Origin of the sequence: Brachyspira intermedia PWS/A, from assembly GCF_000223215.1 — a bacterium.
Taxonomy (GTDB): domain Bacteria; phylum Spirochaetota; class Brachyspiria; order Brachyspirales; family Brachyspiraceae; genus Brachyspira; species Brachyspira intermedia.
In genome coordinates, this window is record NC_017243.1 from 3,045,475 (window position 1) to 3,063,186 (window position 17,712).

The following is a 17,712-nucleotide window of genomic DNA, read 5'->3' on the forward strand; positions in this document are numbered from 1 at the left end:
GAGCCTCTGGCAAGTTTACTTTACATAGCCTTTGCCGTAGCACGCATAGCAAACGAACAATTTTTATTAGCAATAATAAAAAATAATAATACAAAAATATCAGAAATAGCTGAAAGCCTAAAGTACGGGCAAATGTAAATCAAATTATTATAAATACTTATCTACTAATTTTTGATAAGTGCCATTAGTCATTATTTCTTGAAGACCTTTGTTAATCTTATTAAGTAAAATAGTATCCTCTTTTCTTACAGCTATACCATATCCCATTTTTGGGAATTCTATAGTTTCAACTATTTCTAAATCTTTATCATATTGAAGATAGTTAATACAAGTAAGTTTATCAACTACCATAGCATCTATTTTACCTGTTTTCAAAGACAGAAAAGCACTTCCGGCAATATCAAATCTTATCACTTGACGAACACCTTCTATTTTTGATGCTGTAATATCAGAAACAGTATTTTTTATAGCACCTATAGTTTTTCCTATCAAATCATTAGTTGTTATTATATTCGTATTTCCTTTATTTACTACAATGCTTTGACCAGCTGTTAGATAGCTGTCAGAAAAATTCACAAGTTTTTCTCTATCTTCTGTTATTGTCATAGCAGCTATAATAATATCTATACGTTTTTTATTAAGTGCCGAAATAAGATCATCAAACTGCATTGTAACAAATTGAATTTTTAAATCTGATACTTTAGCTACCTCTTTCATTAAATCATAATCAAAACCGCCTATATCATCAGTATCTGAATGAGGCATAGGATAATCATAAATATATATACCTACTTTTAATGCTTCATTAGTTGCAATATTTTCTGAATTATTTGTATTGGAATAATTACTACAGGCGGTAAAAGTTATTAAAGTAAATAGTAAAAAATAATAATCTTTTTCATTTGTACAAAAATATTTTTAGATATGCATTTAACAATAATGTATATCTGAAAAAAGTCAAGCAATTATTTTTATATAATAGATGTATAGTATTATAAATAACGCACGGGGAGCTAATTTATAAATATAATAAAAATTTTAATTTCAAATAATTCTATATTTTTAGCTTTGCTTTGCGTGCGGAGTATAGACTTTAAATTTCAAAACTCTTGGGCGGGCAGCTAAAATAACAGTTGATATTGTTAAAAAATAATTATTCAAAAATATCAGAATTAACTAAAATCCTAAAGGGCGGGCAAGTGTAATTAAATTTTAAAACTTATTTTAATTCCCCACCCTTAAAAATTTAAAACTATATTTTTAATTATAATATTGATTATATTTAAAATTTTAATTAGAAATTAAAGCACCCACCCAAGTGTTTTGTAATTTTTTGATTTATATTAACGCACGATTAAATTATTATGATATAGAATTTCAATTGAATTACTCATATAAATTACCGTGCGTTTTGAATATTTATGATTTAAAAAGCCTTTATCTTCAAAATATCATGTATATGCACTATACCAATAGGATTATTATTATTGTTTACTACTACCAAATTGGTAATCTTTCCTTCCATGATATGTAAAGCCTCTCCGATAAGAGTATCCTCATAAATGACTTTAGGAGAAGTGTTCATAATATATTTAACTTCTTTAGAAAGTATATTTTTTATATCATCATCTTTGACAAGAAGCCTTTTTAAATCCCCATCTACTATTATTCCTTTTAAAACGTTCTTATCATCGACAACAATGGCTATTCCGAGCTTGCATTCTATGATTTTAAATAAAGCCTCCTGCAATGAAGTATCCGGAAAAATAATAGGCAAATTTTCAGTATGCATAATAGATTTAACTTTTGCAAGCTGTCTTCCCAAACTTCCTCCCGGATGGAACACTGCAAAATCTTCCGCTCTGAATCCTCTCAATTCCATTAATGCAGTAGCCAAAGCATCAGATAAAGCTAAAGATGCTGTAGTGCTTACAGTAGGAGCTAATTTTAAAGGACAAGCCTCTTCTTTAACATAAGTAAGCAATGTAATTTTAGCATTCTTAGAAAGTGTAGAATTAATATCATTTGTAATTGCAATGTATGGTATGTTCTGTCTGCATAACCAATTTACAAGCTCTATAATCTCACGTGATTCACCGCCTTTAGAATATAGCAAACAATAATCATCTTTTGTAATCATACCGAAATCACCATGCATACATTCATTAGGATCAACAAAAAAACTTGGAGTACCAGTGGATGCAAAAGTGGCCGCTGCCTTTCTTGCTACATGTCCGCTCTTTCCTACTCCTGAAGTTATGACTCTGCCTCTAATATTAAATAACTCTTTTACTGCATTTTCAAAATTGCTATCTAATTTATCCGACAACATTTTAAGATTTTCACTTTCAAGTAAAAGAGTAGTTTTTCCTCGTTCAATTATATTCATACAAATGCACCAAAATCCGCTTATTAATTATTTAATCTATTACTGCACTTATTAAGTGTCCAGCTAATCTCTCTATAGCTTTATCTATATACTTTTCATCTTTTAATTTTTTCTTATAAAGATCTATTTTTTCAGGGTTAATTTTTACTGCTGTTTTCATGTCGATACCCCTAAATAAATATATCTTCAATGAATGATATTTCACGATTATAATGGGTATCGTCTATTAGAACTGCCCCAAAGGAACATTTTTGATTAAAACTTAATCCTTTTTCAATTAAGTATTCTTCAGCTGTCTCATATAGCTTCTTCTTTTTGCGATCTGATATTGAGCAAGCTGCATATCCAAAACTTCCCTGTCTTCGATATTTAACTTCTATAAACACAATAACAACTCCTTTTGTCATTACTAAATCTATCTCTCCTCTTGTCTTCTTACCTTTAAAATTCCTTTCTACTAAGGTATATCCAAGTCCTTCGAGATATTTTAAGGCAATATCCTCTCCTAGATTGCCTATAATTTTTTTGTTAGCCATTTTTTAATATTACTTTTCTTCTTCAGTGTCTAATATTTTAGTTCTTACCTCCTCTAAGAAATTATTATCTTTATCAACACCTGCTATAAACAGCTGATTAGTTTCTAATAAATTAATAGTTTCTCCATCATCAGTAAATTCACCATTCTCATTTGAAACTATTTTTATTATAGGTCTTATAGGAAAATTAGGATTAGTAGCAAAAACAAATCCTTTTCTTTTATCATTCAAAAGAACTATAGAACCTATAGGATATACAGTGAATATACTCACAAAAGTTTTTGATATATTAGGATCATACTTGGTATTCGCTCCATGTATAATCTCTTTAACTGCATCGTATAATGATATATCTTTCTTTTTATTTGCATTACTCTTTTCAAGCATTAAACTAAATGTAGATTTATTATCTTTTATTTTAGTATTAGAAGATGCTATTCTTATAGGTTTAAGCATCTTTTCAACAGCATGAGCTATTGCAATTATTCTTGAATATAAATTTATCTGATTGCCGGAAAGTCCTCTAGGATATCCTTTACCATTATAGTACTCATGATGCATAAGAGATATCATAGCCAAATCTTCTTCAAACCTGAAACTAGTTTTAAGAATTTTATATCCGTAAACTGTATGTTTTTTTATTTCAGTATATTCTTCCGGAGTGAATTTTCCTATTTTTTCCAATATTTTATCTGGAACTTTTACAAGCCCTATATCATAAAGTATAGCACCTATACCTAATTTTTTTACCCTGTTTTCGGAGAACTTCATGGCACGTCCGATAATCATAGATATTAAAGAAACATTTAAAGACCTTATATAATATTCATCGGCTCTAGGCAAACCAGTTAAATTAAGAAGCTGAAGTACACTGCTTAAATTTCTATTAACTATATCCAAAACCTCGTCCAAAATTTCATTTAGTTCATTCATATTAACTAAATTATTATTTTTATATCCGCCCAAATTATTTCTAACTTTTTTAATTACATTTAAATATATTTTTTTGAATACTTTATATTCCCTCAAAAATTTATCAAAGTCAGCAGATACTTCCATATCTAAAGAAGTATTATCCTCCATAAATACTTCATTGATATCCCATTTCTGAAACCTTTGCATATCATCTTCTTTGAGGTCTATATATCCTGTAGATGCAAGAAAATCATTATACAAGTATATATCTTTCTTTTCAGCTTTTGTTTTGATATCTTGGATATTTATTTTTATTAATTTTGCCATTATTTATTCTGCCTTTAATTTATATATATATTTTAATATTATACTCACAGCTTCATAAAGTGAATAAGGTATCTCCTCCCCTATTTCTAACTGCATCAAATGCTTAGCCGTATTCTCATCAGAAATAACAGGCACTTTATGCTTTCTTGCAATATCAACCATTCTTTTAGCTAAATAATTATTTCCTTTGGATATAACTATAGGAGCATTATGCATTTCTCTATTATATAATAAAGCAGCAGCATTTTTTATATCCTTATTATCTTTGCTCATTTACTTAGCCTTCATAATTCATTTTTATATTATCAAAAATACTTAATTCTTTTTCCATATCTTCTTTTATACGGTTTAATTTATTATACAACTTTTTATCAAAAAATTTAACTGTAATCAAATATTTATTCTCATATTCATCTTTAGTGATATCTATTTTACATAGTTCTTTATCATCATTATAAACTACAAATGTTAATCTGTTTTTATTATTTTCATCTTTACTAATATATAATAATACATCTTTAATTTCGCCGTCTATAACAAATGGTATAGGAATCATAAATGCAGTTTCATTAAAATTTCTGTTTTTCCTATTTGCGGATAGAATTTTCAGCATAAGCATCATCATATTAGAATTATCAGAAGATAACTCACCATGAAGCATATCAAAGAGCATAAACCATATATTAAAACTAGCATTTGTATTTATATAGTTATTCAAATTTTCTGCAATGGTATTATTGGAGTTATTATCATCACCCTGAATAACACTATTAGCAAGCATTAGTAATATTTCGGTTATTTCAGTATTTTTGTTAGAGTTTTTTATATAGCCTATTATGTCGTTAAATTGTTTAAAAATATTTCCTAAAGAGTTTATTTCTTCTACCGTTAAATATACACCGTTAGACATTGCATTTAGTATGAACTTTTTTTTATCGCTGTCCAAATCCGGAAGGTATTTAAGTATAGTTTCAAAATATCTTATATTTTCATGACTGGGCTTTATACCTTTCTGAGACAGCATAGTTGAAACTTCTGAATTATTCTCAGTTATGTTAAGTAAAACATTCGCATTGTTCTTATTTTGTATGCCTTCTCTTGCTTCTTTCAAACTTTCCGCATTTTTGAGTATAGTTAAAGTTACTTCACCGTTTTTTTTACTAACTAAAGCAAAGCCTTTATCCGTCATGCCGTTTTTAAATAATGCTATTAATTTATTGCCCATAACATTTATTAATGCTTTATCATTATCTAATTTCCTCATTATAGAATATCTTACCACATCGCCGTCTTTGATTTGAGCATTATTTTTATTGGTTATGAGATTAAAATATTTACTATTTATATTAAGCATATTATCATTATAAAACATAAAAATAATTTTCAAATATTATGTTATTTTTTATAAAGGAAATTTATATACTTCCGAATATTAATATAGTAATAAAACTAATAATTAGGAAGTAAATTATGGTAAATGGATTAGGCAACTTATTATCTTTTGTTGATACTAATGTTTCATCTAATAATAGCCCTTATAATTTGAATAATTATAGCTATGATGATTCTTTTGCTAATATGCTAAATAAAACTCAAACAGATTATTCTGCTCCTTCAAGTGTTTCTAATAAAATAGAAAGACACTTAAATACTGAAGAAAATCAAACAGAAAATAATTATAATAGTTATGATGATTACTATAACGATTATAATCAATATGATGCTGAAGAAAATACTACTATAGAAGAAAAGGTTTCTTCATCTAGCGAAAATGCTGCTAAAAAAACAGATGAAACTTCAGACAATGCTGAAGAAGCAAAATCTGTTAATAATGCTGAAGAACAGGCAGAAAATAAATCAGAAGAATTAAATGCTTCATCTAATAAAGATAATATAGAAGCAAAAGCAGAAAAATTAGCTTCAGGCAATAAAGAAGAAAATGTATCAGCTAAAGAAAAATTGGCACTAACAAAAGAAAAAGCAAAACTCCTTTTACAAAATACTTCTAATGATAAAAAAGCTGATGCAAAAGAAGTTAATACATCTGATACTAAAGAAAATATTCTAGCTAAAGCTGATAAAAAAGAAAATACAAAAAATACTGAAGAAATAGAAAAAATAAAAAAACAAATAGAATCTTTGAATGCAGAAGAATTAAGCGAAGAAGATGAGAAAGAATTAGAAGATTTAATTGACTCTTTAGAAGCTTTAAAAGCAATGATAGAAAATGAAGGCAGCGAAGATAAAAAAGAAGTTTTAGCTGAAAATACTGAAGAAAATATAGAAGTAAAAGATATTGATAATCCAGAAGTTAAAGAAATAAAAGTTGCTTCCAATAAAGATAATGACAAAAATATAGAAACAAAAGATATTAACGATATCAATATAGAAGATAATGCTATGCAAGTTGATAATAATGCTATGGCAGATGCTAATATTGATATGAATATAGAAAATAAATATGCAGATAAAAAAGATGCTGCTGAAATGAAAAATAATAACAGCACTGTAAATAATACTATTTCAGATGATAAAGGTGCAGAACTTACTATAATCAATATGAAAGACTCTGCAGAGGGTGCTAATTTGAAAGGATATAATCATTATAACAATAATGTATCCAAAACTCATAACAGCACAAACCTTACTGATAATATGATAAAATTCCAAGACTTAATGGGTAAATTGGTAGAGAAAGCTCAAGTTGCTGTTAATAATGGAAAAAGCGAAGTATTAATGAGTCTTAATCCTGAATATCTTGGTAAAGTAAGATTAAAAATCAGCATGGACGGAGACAATTTAATAGGTAAAATATTTGTAGATAATGCAGATGTTAAAGATATTTTCACTAAGAATTTAGATACTGTTATAACTTCATTAAGCGAGATAGGCATTAATATAGAAGGTTTTGATGTAATGCTTAGACAGGATATGCCTAATGATGGAGGCTTTGGCGAGGAATTAGAAGCTATAGGAAACAGATTCGCTTCTGAAAATAGTAATAATGTAGAAGAAGTAAAAGCCGATATAAAAGCATATATAGTACCTGAAAGAAAGTTGAATTTACTTATTTAATAGGTTTATTGGCTTATTGTATTTATAAAGATAAAAAATAAATTATGAAGAAATAACTTTGAAGGAGTGTATAAATGATATCAGCAGATGCTTTAAGAATGTCAGATAAAGAGATAAAAATATTAAAACAAGAGGTAGGAGCTTTTAACTTACAGCATAATTTCCAAAGAGATCCTACACAAAATTCTTTGGGTAAAGATGCTTTCTTGAAACTCCTTACAGTACAAATGAGCCATCAGGACCCTCTTGCTCCAATGGACAACAGAGATATGATTGCACAATTAGCACAATTCTCATCTGTTGAACAAATGACAGAGGTTAATAAGAACCTTGACTCTATGAAAACTTTCTATTCAAGCCAAACAGGCTACTCTATGCTTGGTAAGAGTGTTGAGGTTATGGATGAGGCTGGAAACAGATTCTTAGGCCCTGTTGAAATGGTTATGGAAAATGATACAGGAGTGGCACTTGCCGTTAGAACTGATAACGGACTTATAACTGTTCGTCCTGAAGATGTTATGATAGTACATTCAAGCGGTGATTTAATGGCTTCTGAGGCTGCTGCAGTTTCTCAGGTGAGAGAAGCTCAAAGCGAAGACGAGGCTGCTAAAGTATTTGAATCTTCTTTAATTGATAAGGCTCAAATTATAAGACCTTCAGGCGATGAAAATAACGGCGAAGGAATCAATAATGAGTTTGGTGATATGAGAGCTGCTATTGAAGCTGAAATCAATTCTGCTACTCAAAGCGAGGTTTCAAAAACTGATAATGCTAATCTTAATAAAACAGAAAAAACTGTTGGTATGATGAAAGCTGAAGAAGCATTGATGAACAGCAAAGAAAGCGGAAATAAAACTATTAAGAAATAAAATTGTTGATAAATTAAAGCCTATGGAATTATATTTTATATATTCTGTGGGCTTTATTTTTGTATATTTTAACAATTATATAATAATATAAAAAAGCTCCTGTTATATAAGCATGGGCTTTTTTATTTTTAGAAGTTACTATAATAAAAAAGTTTTTTCTTATATTAAGAAGCTGTCTTTGTCAATTTATCAGCTGTATATTTTTCAGATGTTCCGCTGCTAGTATCTTGTATAATAAGAATAGCATTAACATTTCCATCAAATGTTAAAGATAATATTAGATTTGCATTATTTTCAGTTTTTGTAGAATTATAATTTTTATCATCTTCTTTTGAGTTTTAAAAGTTAATGTAGAATCTTTATTTACTATTAAGTTTACATTTTCTTCTATACTATCCGTTCCAGTAGATGGTATTACTGTGTATTTTGCTTTTCCTGTATATGTTCCTTCATAGCTTCTAATCGTAATGTTATTTGAAGAGTTTAAAGGGTTGTTTTTAGCACAAGAAAAAACCAATACTAACAAAGCTAACAATAAAAATATTTTCTATTCATTTTTTAATGCTTAACTTTATAAATAAAACCTAACTATTTTTATTTATATATATTTAAATTAATAATCTGCCTTAGTCAAATCACCGTATCCCTTATCATATTCATGACCATTTCCATATATTATGCTTTCTCTTGATGATTCTTTTTTTATAAAATTAACAGTTACAGTATTTTTATCAAATGATAAAAATAACATTGTATCGCTTTTAATAGATTCATATAAACTGTCATTGTTAGCTATTTTTTCAAATTTTTCAAATGTATAATCTCCTAAAGAAGCTGTTTTGAATATTGCAGTTGAATCTTTATTAACTACTAAAATTACATCTTCTACTACTTTTTCTTCTTCAGTTATATTATTTATTCTGGTTTTTACAGCTTTTCCTGTATATGTTCCGGCATAGATTATTCCAATAGTAGTTTCACCGGTATCAGTTCCTCCTGTATCTCCTTCTCCAGTTCCTGTACCAGTGTCTTCCCCTCCAGTGCCTGTTCCTGTGTCTTCTCCTCCACTACCTTCTTCTGTACCAGTATCAGTGCCGCCGCTTTCTATACCTGTATCACTTCCTGTACCTAAAGCACTTACAGGGTTATTTTTAGAACAAGAAAAAGCCAATATTAAAATCATTAATAATATAAATATTTTTGTCTTCATTTTTACACCTTACTAATAAATAAAACAAATTAATTATAAAAACTATCTTTTTAAATAATCGACAAATCTTTGAGGCAAATAAACATTATCATATTCATCTTTTAAAGCCTCTCTAAAAAGCTCTGCCATTTCCTCAACTTTAAAACCAGCTATACCGCATCCTATTTCTGTTACTAAGAATTTTAAATCTTTATGCTCTAAAGTAAAGGCTAAAAACTTATCAACATATTTTTTTATTTCAGATACTGCCATCTTTCCGCTTTTTGTATAATCAACCGTTGGTATAGCAAATGTTTTACCCTGAAGCCCAAATGCCTTACCATATACAGCACCGAAATTCATAGCAAATCTTGCTGCCCCTCCTCCATGCGCTCCTTGAGTATTGCTTCCAAATACAAATACTTCATTATCCTCTAATTTTGTTATATTGCTTGATGATATTCTATTCATAAAAGAACTCCTTATATAAATATTCAAAAAAGAAAAAACTATAATAATGCAGCAAGTATATATATTATGATCATCATAACAAATCCTGTAATAGTGATTGATAATATAATATTTCTAATAATTATATTTATTATAGGATTATAAGAAAAATTAGCTCTTTTAATACCATACATAAATGATATAACTAAAAGAAGTATATCATCTAATTTTCCTATTGGTATTCTATCCGGAATTAAGTCTATAGGCGATAAAGTATAAATAACAGCAGTAATAAAAGGAAGCCAATATCTTAACTTCATCTTATTTTTATTTTGATATCTTTTATATACTTCGTACTTTCTATATATTCCGTCTTCGCCTAATATTTCAATATCATCTTCATTTATTTCAACATAATCTTCTTTGTTATTTTTATCATTTGCCATATAATTATCCGTAAAATATCAGCTTATTGAATACTTGCTTTCCTTAATTTTATTATAAAGTCTGTTAGACATTTTATTTAAACTAGTATATGTAAAACCTGCAGACACTGCACCGCCTATTAGAGGAACAGCCTTTGAAACAGATTTCATAAAACTCTTAGAACCTATTTTTATACCTATAGATTTTAATATGCTTGAAATAACTGCATATCCTACTACAGAACTTACTCTAAAACCTATTCTTGCACTTTTTTCAGCTATAGCTTTCCATATGCTATTTAAAGCAAATATAGCTTCCTTATCTTCAAACATCACCCCAATATATACGGCAGCAAGACAAGCTTCATCATCTGTCATCGAATCGCCTAAAGTAAAACTAGGAAGTCCTGAGATATAACATAGTTTCTGTACTATTCTTAAAGCATGACATAAAAATTGAGCAGTATCTGCCGGAACTGCCCCTATACCAACGATGCCTCCGGGAAGTCCTGAAACAAATGATATGGCTGATGATTTGGCTATTTCATAATTAATAGCTTCTCTTAATTTTGTATCTATTATATTTAATGGTACTCCTGCATCATAAGCTCCTTTCTCTAATATAGTCTGAAGAAGTGAAGGATATTCTGATGCAAATGCTGCAACTAAATATTTATGCTTATCTATCTTTACAAGAGGCATATTGGATACCATCTTTATAAACGATAAAATACTTTTTTCTTCCATAAATAATAAACTCCAACTTTTCAAATTATATAGTATATACATTAATAGTCAATTAAATATTTATTATGTATAAAAAAAGAATAGCTGAAATAATAGCTACTCTTTTTTATATATATAATCATTTTTTGTATTTTAACTATACTTTATTTCTATATTATCAAAATCTTCTTTTGAAAGTATAGAAACACAAAGAGGTATTAATATATTTTCTTCTTTGAATATCATATCTGAAATATGCTCTTTTAATAAAATTATATTTTCTGAATTAATTTTATTATTTTTACCATAATCAATAATATCTTTTAACTCATTTAATATATCTTTATCAACTCTGCTCATCACCTTTGAAGGCTCATCATTACCATATTTTTTTAAAGATGCAATAAATAAACTTTCCTTTTTGATGTAGTGCCTATTAAGATTATCATAAAGCTCATTTAATATATTAATATTATCATAACTTTTAATTTCATTTAATAATTTTTCTATACATCTGTTTTCTTCTTCAAAAATATCTATGGCCTTATGATTAGTTTCTGTATTATTATCCATAGCATCTTTTAAAACTAGCGTTCTTATATAGAAAAATCTTTTAGCTTCATCTATACTCATACCATTATCTATAAGCTCATGCATAGCATTATGAACTTCCTCTGCTGACACTTTAATCAATTTATCTTCAAACTCTCTTTTTATAGTTTCTATATCTCCTGTACAATGGAGTTTTACTATAAGCGATTTCAGTATATCATTTCTATCTTCTTTATTTGATATACTATTCAATTCAAAACCATATTCATTTAATTTTTTTCTTAATTCATTATTATCAATATTTTTCATTTTTGCTGCTTTTTCCAAAGTCATAATCTTTGATACAGTATTAAACATTATTGGATTTTTTATCTTATCAAATCCCAAATCAAATAATGCTTCTTTAATTTTTGGATATTTAGTGCATAGATCATATATGCTATCAGAAATATTTATAAATTCTAAAGTTGTCATATATATTTTACTCCTACTTTATTATTGTTAGATTACTCTAACATATTGTATATAATATCTAAAAAATAGTCAACTTTTATAAAATAAAAATATTTTTTTAATTATTGTTTTTATATATTGCTTTTATGATATCAATCTGTTAATATTATTATATTATGTTAAATAAAATCTAAGGAATTTTTATATGAGTAATTTAAACGAAGTAAAAAACGAGTATCTTCACATGTTAAAAGACAATATCATTCCATTTTGGCTAAAAAACGGACTTGATAAAAAGCATGGCGGATACTACACTGCCTTAGACAGAAAAGGTGGACTTATAGAAACCGATAAATCTGTATGGTTTCAGGGAAGATTTGCTTGGGTATTATCAACTCTTTATGCTGATTTTGAGAAAAAACAAGAATATCTTGATGCTGCAAAATCAGGAATAGAGTTCTTAGAAAAATATTGTTTTGATAAAGCAGGCGACGGAAGAATGTATTTCAGAGTTACTGAAGACGGAAAGCCTATCATAAAAAGATTGAGATATTACTTTTCAGAAACATTCTGCTTAGTTGCTATGGCTGCATATTCAAGAGCGAGCGGAGATAAAAGCTATGTTAAAAAGGCTAGAGAAATACTTGATAATATAGACCGCTATCAAAAAGAAGGTCTTCTTATACCAAAATTTGATGCAGGCAACAGACCTACTATAGCTTTCGGACCTCCTATGATAATGCTTGCTACTGTTCAGGAATTAAGAAAAGCTGATCCTGAAAATAAAGATTATTACAACAAATATATTGATAATCTTCTTAAAAACATACAGCTCTTCCTATACGAAGATAAAAAAGCAGTTCTTGAACAATGCAATCCTGACGGTACTTTACAAGATCACTTTGAAGGAAGATTATTAAATCCAGGTCATGCTATAGAATCATCTTGGTTTATATTAAGAGAAGCTATAGAAAGAGGACATGATGAAACATTAAAAGCCCTAGGAGTTAAAATATTCGACTGGATGTGGGAATGGGGCTGGGACAAAGAGTACGGCGGAATCATTCAATATATGGACGTACTTGGAAAGCCTAAAAGCGAATATCACCATGACATGAAATTCTGGTGGCCTCAGACTGAAGCTGCTATTGCTGCTTTATACTGCTATTATTTCACTAAAGATGACAAATATTTAGAAAAGCATGACATGGTAAAAGAATATACTAAAAAATTCATTGATACAGAATACGGAGAATGGTTCGGATATCTTCACAGAGATGGAAGAATATCTACTGACTTAAAAGGCAATATGTATAAAGGACCTTTCCATATTCCTAGAATGTATATGAAATGTGCTGAAATAATAGATGCTATCAATGCAAAATAATTTTTAAAAATATAATTAGTTAATTAAGGCTAGGTTTTCTAAATGAAGCCTAGTCTTTTTATTTGCATGATTTTTTAATAAGTTTAGGGGGTGGGCGGGCGGGCTAATAAAAACATTTAATTAAATAAAATTCATAATTTCAATCATTACCTTATATACTAAAAATTTTTAAAAGTAATATTTATATTGTTTGATAAAATAAGTTTGCAGTTTATAATATATAAAAAATATTTGGATTATTTTATGACAGATGCATTAAAATATAAAATAGAAAAATTAATATCATCAAAAAAAATAGAAGATGCTATAAAATTAGTTAATAGAGCTATAGAAGAATATAATAATGATGAGGATTTATATTTTAATAGAGGAAAGCTTTATTCAATTATTAATATGTATGATGAAGCTATAGAAGATTTTAATAAAGCTATAAAATTAAATCCAAATAATGAAAAGGCATACTTTAACAGAGGAATTACAAAAGTAAAATTAGAAAAATATGAAGAAGCCATAGAAGATTTTAATAAAATTATAAAATTAAATCCTAAGAATGAAAGAGGATATTTTAATATAGGATTTGCAAAAGCATCTTTAGAAAAATATGAAGAAGCTATAAAAGATTTTAATGAAGTTATAAAATTAAATACTAAAAATGAAGAAGCATATTTTTTTAGAGGACTTGCAAAAGTAAAATTAGAAAAAGATAAAGAAGCCATAGAAGATTTTAATAAATCTATAAAATTAAATTCTAAAAATGAAGAAGCATATTTTAATAGAGGAATCGCAAAAACAAAATTGGAAATATATGAAGAGGCTATAAAAGATTTTAATGAAGTTATAAAATTAAATCCTAATAATGAAAAAGCATATTTAGCAAGAGGAATTGCAAAATCATATTTAGAAGAATATGAAGAGGCTATAAAAGATTTTAATGAAGTTATAAAATTAAATCCTAATAATGAAAAAGCATATTTAGCAAGAGGAATTGCAAAAATAGAATCAGGAAAACATGAAGAAGTTATAGAAGATTTTAATAAAGCTATAGAATTAAATCCCAATAATGAAAATGCATATTTCAATAGAGGAATTGCAAAAGCAAAATTAGAAAAATATGAAGAAGCTGTAGTAGATTTTAATAAAGCTATAAAGTTAAATAAAAACAATGAAAAAACATATTTTAGTAGAGGAATTACAAAAGTAAAATTAGAAAAATATGAAGAAGCTATAGAAGATTTTAATAAGGCTATAGGACTAAATAAAAGTTATAATAAGGCATATTTTAATAGAGGAATCTTAAAAATAAATTTTGGAAAATATAAGGAAGCTATTAATGATTTTAATAAGGCTATAGGACTAAATAAAAATTATAATAAGGCATATTTTAATAGAGGAATCTTAAAAACAAATTTTGGAAAATATAAGGAAGCTATTAATGATTTTAAAATATTTTCTAAAGATAATAATGATACTTCCAAGATAATTATCATAAAAATAGTTCAGGAATTTGATAAGTATAATGATATTGATAAATTTTTTAAGCTATTAATTATGGATGAAAATAAAGAATTATGGAAAAATGAACCTATTACTAATTTAATTTTTCATTTTAAAGAGAGCAAAAAATTTGATGATGAACTTATAAAAAATATTAAATATTTAATTTTATATGAATATTTTTTACTTAAAATATTATCTTTCGATACTGATGATGAAAATATAGAAATATCTCATTATACATCATTAGATCTTTTATTAATATTATTAGGGTGTAAAAATGAAAATTCAGATGAAATAGGGAATATAAGAATAAATAATATATCAACTGCTAATGATCCTAAAGAAGGAAATATTTTAGAAAGTATTTTCAATAGGAATGATATAGATATAAAAATAGGAAGCGATGAAAAAATTGTAACATTGCAAACATCATATTCAAGAAACAGAGATTCTCTTACAATGTTTAGATTATATGGTAAAAGAGAAGATAAAGAAGCTACTGGTATATGTTTAGTTTTGGACAATAAATATTTTACTGATTCATATACTTCTCCTTTTTCTTATTATGACTTTAATGTAAATAATATAAGTATTAAAAATGATGAATATTTTACTGATTCATATACTTCATCTTATGATTCAAATGTAAGCAACATAAATATTGAATATAAGTCGAATATAAAAAAAGAAAAAGAAGAAAATAAAAGAAATTTATATTGGGTGCTTTATTATAATGAAAAATTAAATAAACTTGTTTTCAATAAAGAAGATTTAAAATATTCAAGTAATATTATAGATTTAAACGAAATAAAGAAGTATAGAAAAAAATTAAAAGAAGACGATACTATTGAAGATAAGATTAAATATGCATTTTCAAAAATATTTGAATATACTAGAAAAATTAAAGAGAAAAATATTGATCCTAAACTATATAATTATTTATTTGAAAATATAAAATACATAATAAAGCATGAAGCATTTTTTGAAGAACAGGAATTAAGAATGCTTGTAACTTCTGATTATAAATCTAAAGAAATAAAAGCAGATAAAATCAATAATAAACTTTATATAGATTATTTAAAACTTTTTGATCAAAACACAAATTATATAAAAGAAATTATAATAGGTTCTAAAGTTGAAAATAATGAATCGCTTGCTGAATATATAAGAAAAATTTTACATGAAAAAAATACTGATAAAAATAAATTAGATGATATAAAAGTTCTTATATCAGAAGCTCCTTTAAGATAATAATATTTAGTGCTTTTAATATTAGTTAATTAAGGCTAGGTTTTCTAAATGAAACCTAGTCTTTTTATTTGCATGATTTTTTAATAAGTTTAGGGGGTGGGTGGGCGGGCTAATAAAAACATTTAATTAAATAAAATTTATAATTTTAATCATCACTTTATATACAAAAATATATTTGTAATTTAAATTACTATAGGTTAAAATTATTATAAAATTTTAATTTATATATAATTATACGATAATAAAAAGTACATTTTTAATTTTATAAGGAAATATATGTTTTCATTAAGAAATGAATTAAGAAAAAGAGATCTTGAAACTTTAGATTTATTTACTCTTGCTTTTTCTTTGTTTAAACAAAACTTTATTAATTTTATTATACTATCTTTAATATGCTGTTTACCTTTGATACTAACAGGAATTTACTTTCCTATAAGCACATTTGATCCTGAAAAATTAAAAACTTATGAGGACCTTATAAATTGGTTCAAAAATGATGTTACCATAGGGTTTTATATAAATATATTTCTTTCTTTATTTTTGGATACAATTTCTATTATATCCGTATCATTATTAGTAGAAAGATTAATTTATAGAAACGTAAAAAGTGCTACTTGGGCTATCATAAGAAGCTTTAAATTTTTATTGCCTACTATATTTACAACTTTTATATATTTCATATTAGTATTTTTAGGACTTACTTTCTTTATAGTGCCTGGTATTGCTTTTATTGTATTTTTTGTGTTCATTAAAAATATATGTGCTTTAAGACATACTTGGGGAATAGATGCTTTAAAATATTCTTTTTATTTAGTAAAGCCTAAATTCTTTAAAACATTATTTTTATTAGGATTTATATTTTTATTTCAACAAGTATTTGCTATGACTCTTTTTCCATCATCTCTAGAAAACAGAGAGGGGTTATTATCATATTTTATTGCTATGATAGTTTTATATATATTTAATACATATTTTCAGATTATTACAACATTATTCTTCTTAAATAGAGATTATGTATCAAGCAGTATGCAAGAAAATGAAGATGATGAATATGATGACGAAGAAGAAAATGATGGAAATGATAATGATGAAAATGATATAGAAAAATAAAAATCATTTAATAATAAAAAACCCCATATTAAAATGGGGCTTTTTAGAGACATTATGACATTTGAATATTTATTATTCTGATTTTGCTAAAGTACCTATTCCTAAATTATCATCTTCAACTGTTCCTTCAGTATCTGATTTAAATTTCAATGTAACTGAAAAAGTTTTATCTGCTGATATAGTCATTTTATATCTATCATTTCCTAAATCTTCTATAGATGAAGCTTTTAAATCATTATATAGTACATTTTCTCCGTTTTCTATTACAATGCTTGATTCATTATTTGGAAATTTTGCATTCCAAATACCTGTAAAATTAGTTAAGCCTTTACTTTCTCTTGGAGCTTCTTTATATTTTGCAGATGCTGATGTAGATCCGTCGCTATTAGCATTACAAGATATTAAAGCAAATAAAAATAAATAAAATAATGCTATTTTCTTAATCATAGATATAACCCTCTAATCTATTAATATTTATTATTATATAATAATTATTATTTATAGCAACATCTTTTTTAAAATTATAACAATATAAAAATGATTATAATCACTTATATTTTT

The 17,712-nt window shown here is 26.4% G+C and carries 19 protein-coding genes; 5 read left to right on the top strand and 14 right to left on the bottom strand.

Annotation, left to right across the window (positions count from 1 at the left end):
• Positions 1-147: 147 nt before the first annotated feature.
• From BINT_RS13270 to BINT_RS13295, 7 genes are all read right to left on the bottom strand, one after another.
• Complete coding sequence (locus tag BINT_RS13270) at positions 148-765, bottom strand: transporter substrate-binding domain-containing protein (protein WP_014489080.1); 618 nt, start codon at positions 763-765, stop codon at positions 148-150.
• A 661-nt stretch (positions 766-1,426) separates the two neighbouring features.
• The gene (locus BINT_RS13275) at positions 1,427-2,389 is read right to left on the bottom strand and encodes a KpsF/GutQ family sugar-phosphate isomerase (RefSeq protein WP_014489081.1); all 963 of its coding nucleotides are present in this window, start codon (positions 2,387-2,389) and stop codon (positions 1,427-1,429) included.
• Between the two features lie 31 nt (positions 2,390-2,420).
• On the bottom strand, positions 2,421-2,549 hold the full coding sequence (locus tag BINT_RS15350; RefSeq protein ID WP_012671505.1) for a hypothetical protein: 129 nt from the start codon (positions 2,547-2,549) through the stop codon (positions 2,421-2,423).
• Between the two features lie 10 nt (positions 2,550-2,559).
• On the bottom strand, positions 2,560-2,925 hold the full coding sequence (locus tag BINT_RS13280; RefSeq protein ID WP_014489082.1) for a YraN family protein: 366 nt from the start codon (positions 2,923-2,925) through the stop codon (positions 2,560-2,562).
• A gap of 9 nt (positions 2,926-2,934) precedes the next feature.
• The gene (locus BINT_RS13285; protein ID WP_014489083.1) at positions 2,935-4,167 is read right to left on the bottom strand and encodes an HD-GYP domain-containing protein; all 1,233 of its coding nucleotides are present in this window, start codon (positions 4,165-4,167) and stop codon (positions 2,935-2,937) included.
• 3 nt (positions 4,168-4,170) lie between these two features.
• Positions 4,171-4,440, bottom strand: a complete 270-nt coding sequence (locus tag BINT_RS13290; protein WP_014489084.1) for an EscU/YscU/HrcU family type III secretion system export apparatus switch protein — start codon at positions 4,438-4,440, stop codon at positions 4,171-4,173.
• 4 nt (positions 4,441-4,444) lie between these two features.
• A complete protein-coding gene (locus BINT_RS13295) occupies positions 4,445-5,539 on the bottom strand; it encodes a hypothetical protein (protein ID WP_014489085.1) in 1,095 nt (364 codons plus the stop codon).
• Positions 5,540-5,637: 98 nt separating this feature from the next.
• On the opposite strand from BINT_RS13295, the gene BINT_RS13300 reads away from it, so the two are divergent.
• Together BINT_RS13300 and BINT_RS13305 are read left to right on the top strand one after the other, a co-directional pair.
• The gene (locus BINT_RS13300) at positions 5,638-7,242 is read left to right on the top strand and encodes a flagellar hook-length control protein FliK (protein WP_014489086.1); all 1,605 of its coding nucleotides are present in this window, start codon (positions 5,638-5,640) and stop codon (positions 7,240-7,242) included.
• Between the two features lie 74 nt (positions 7,243-7,316).
• Positions 7,317-8,111 carry a flagellar hook assembly protein FlgD gene (locus BINT_RS13305; protein WP_014489087.1) on the top strand — a complete coding sequence of 265 codons (795 nt, stop codon included), beginning with the start codon at positions 7,317-7,319 and terminating at the stop codon, positions 8,109-8,111.
• A 277-nt stretch (positions 8,112-8,388) separates the two neighbouring features.
• Here the strand turns inward: BINT_RS13305 and BINT_RS13310 are convergent, their stop codons facing one another.
• The 6 genes from BINT_RS13310 to BINT_RS13335 all read right to left on the bottom strand — a co-directional run bounded on the left by BINT_RS13310 (position 8,389) and on the right by BINT_RS13335 (position 11,927).
• Entirely contained in the window at positions 8,389-8,646 is a 258-nt protein-coding gene (locus BINT_RS13310) for a hypothetical protein (RefSeq protein ID WP_234944335.1), read from the bottom strand.
• 78 nt (positions 8,647-8,724) lie between these two features.
• On the bottom strand, positions 8,725-9,321 hold the full coding sequence (locus BINT_RS13315; RefSeq protein ID WP_014489089.1) for a hypothetical protein: 597 nt from the start codon (positions 9,319-9,321) through the stop codon (positions 8,725-8,727).
• 42 nt (positions 9,322-9,363) lie between these two features.
• The gene (locus BINT_RS13320; RefSeq protein WP_014489090.1) at positions 9,364-9,771 is read right to left on the bottom strand and encodes an A1S_2505 family phage non-structural protein; all 408 of its coding nucleotides are present in this window, start codon (positions 9,769-9,771) and stop codon (positions 9,364-9,366) included.
• A gap of 38 nt (positions 9,772-9,809) precedes the next feature.
• Entirely contained in the window at positions 9,810-10,196 is a 387-nt protein-coding gene (locus BINT_RS13325) for a DUF1232 domain-containing protein (protein ID WP_014489091.1), read from the bottom strand.
• 18 nt (positions 10,197-10,214) lie between these two features.
• Positions 10,215-10,922, bottom strand: a complete 708-nt coding sequence (locus BINT_RS13330) for an EcsC family protein (protein WP_014489092.1) — start codon at positions 10,920-10,922, stop codon at positions 10,215-10,217.
• A gap of 132 nt (positions 10,923-11,054) precedes the next feature.
• Entirely contained in the window at positions 11,055-11,927 is an 873-nt protein-coding gene (locus tag BINT_RS13335) for a DUF438 domain-containing protein (protein WP_014489093.1), read from the bottom strand.
• Positions 11,928-12,111: 184 nt separating this feature from the next.
• Between BINT_RS13335 and BINT_RS13340 the strand changes: the two genes are divergently transcribed.
• The 3 genes from BINT_RS13340 (at position 12,112) to BINT_RS13350 (ending at position 17,151) form a co-directional block, all read left to right on the top strand.
• Complete coding sequence (locus BINT_RS13340) at positions 12,112-13,293, top strand: AGE family epimerase/isomerase (protein WP_041177499.1); 1,182 nt, start codon at positions 12,112-12,114, stop codon at positions 13,291-13,293.
• Positions 13,294-13,536: 243 nt separating this feature from the next.
• Positions 13,537-16,041 (top strand): tetratricopeptide repeat protein, encoded by a 2,505-nt coding sequence (locus BINT_RS13345; protein ID WP_041177500.1) that lies wholly within the window; start codon positions 13,537-13,539, stop codon positions 16,039-16,041.
• Between the two features lie 276 nt (positions 16,042-16,317).
• Entirely contained in the window at positions 16,318-17,151 is an 834-nt protein-coding gene (locus BINT_RS13350; protein ID WP_014489096.1) for a hypothetical protein, read from the top strand.
• Positions 17,152-17,223: 72 nt separating this feature from the next.
• On the opposite strand, the gene BINT_RS13355 is transcribed toward BINT_RS13350, so the two are convergent.
• Positions 17,224-17,598: a hypothetical protein gene (locus BINT_RS13355; protein ID WP_014489097.1), complete on the bottom strand. Its 375-nt coding sequence runs from the start codon at positions 17,596-17,598 to the stop codon at positions 17,224-17,226.
• Positions 17,599-17,712: the final 114 nt, after the last annotated feature.

Excerpts from the sequence above, each read along its gene's own strand:
- BINT_RS13270 (WP_014489080.1), bottom strand. The coding sequence starts at position 765 with ATGCCTCATTCAGATACTGATGATATAGGCGGTTTTGATTATGATTTA.
- BINT_RS13275 (WP_014489081.1), bottom strand. The coding sequence starts at position 2,389 with ATGAATATAATTGAACGAGGAAAAACTACTCTTTTACTTGAAAGTGAA.
- BINT_RS15350 (WP_012671505.1), bottom strand. The coding sequence starts at position 2,549 with ATGAAAACAGCAGTAAAAATTAACCCTGAAAAAATAGATCTTTATAAG.
- BINT_RS13280 (WP_014489082.1), bottom strand. The coding sequence starts at position 2,925 with ATGGCTAACAAAAAAATTATAGGCAATCTAGGAGAGGATATTGCCTTA.
- BINT_RS13285 (WP_014489083.1), bottom strand. The coding sequence starts at position 4,167 with ATGGCAAAATTAATAAAAATAAATATCCAAGATATCAAAACAAAAGCT.
- BINT_RS13290 (WP_014489084.1), bottom strand. The coding sequence starts at position 4,440 with ATGAGCAAAGATAATAAGGATATAAAAAATGCTGCTGCTTTATTATAT.
- BINT_RS13295 (WP_014489085.1), bottom strand. The coding sequence starts at position 5,539 with ATGTTTTATAATGATAATATGCTTAATATAAATAGTAAATATTTTAAT.
- BINT_RS13300 (WP_014489086.1), top strand. The coding sequence starts at position 5,638 with ATGGTAAATGGATTAGGCAACTTATTATCTTTTGTTGATACTAATGTT.
- BINT_RS13305 (WP_014489087.1), top strand. The coding sequence starts at position 7,317 with ATGATATCAGCAGATGCTTTAAGAATGTCAGATAAAGAGATAAAAATA.
- BINT_RS13315 (WP_014489089.1), bottom strand. The coding sequence starts at position 9,321 with ATGAAGACAAAAATATTTATATTATTAATGATTTTAATATTGGCTTTT.
- BINT_RS13320 (WP_014489090.1), bottom strand. The coding sequence starts at position 9,771 with ATGAATAGAATATCATCAAGCAATATAACAAAATTAGAGGATAATGAA.
- BINT_RS13325 (WP_014489091.1), bottom strand. The coding sequence starts at position 10,196 with ATGGCAAATGATAAAAATAACAAAGAAGATTATGTTGAAATAAATGAA.
- BINT_RS13330 (WP_014489092.1), bottom strand. The coding sequence starts at position 10,922 with ATGGAAGAAAAAAGTATTTTATCGTTTATAAAGATGGTATCCAATATG.
- BINT_RS13335 (WP_014489093.1), bottom strand. The coding sequence starts at position 11,927 with ATGACAACTTTAGAATTTATAAATATTTCTGATAGCATATATGATCTA.
- BINT_RS13340 (WP_041177499.1), top strand. The coding sequence starts at position 12,112 with ATGAGTAATTTAAACGAAGTAAAAAACGAGTATCTTCACATGTTAAAA.
- BINT_RS13345 (WP_041177500.1), top strand. The coding sequence starts at position 13,537 with ATGACAGATGCATTAAAATATAAAATAGAAAAATTAATATCATCAAAA.
- BINT_RS13350 (WP_014489096.1), top strand. The coding sequence starts at position 16,318 with ATGTTTTCATTAAGAAATGAATTAAGAAAAAGAGATCTTGAAACTTTA.
- BINT_RS13355 (WP_014489097.1), bottom strand. The coding sequence starts at position 17,598 with ATGATTAAGAAAATAGCATTATTTTATTTATTTTTATTTGCTTTAATA.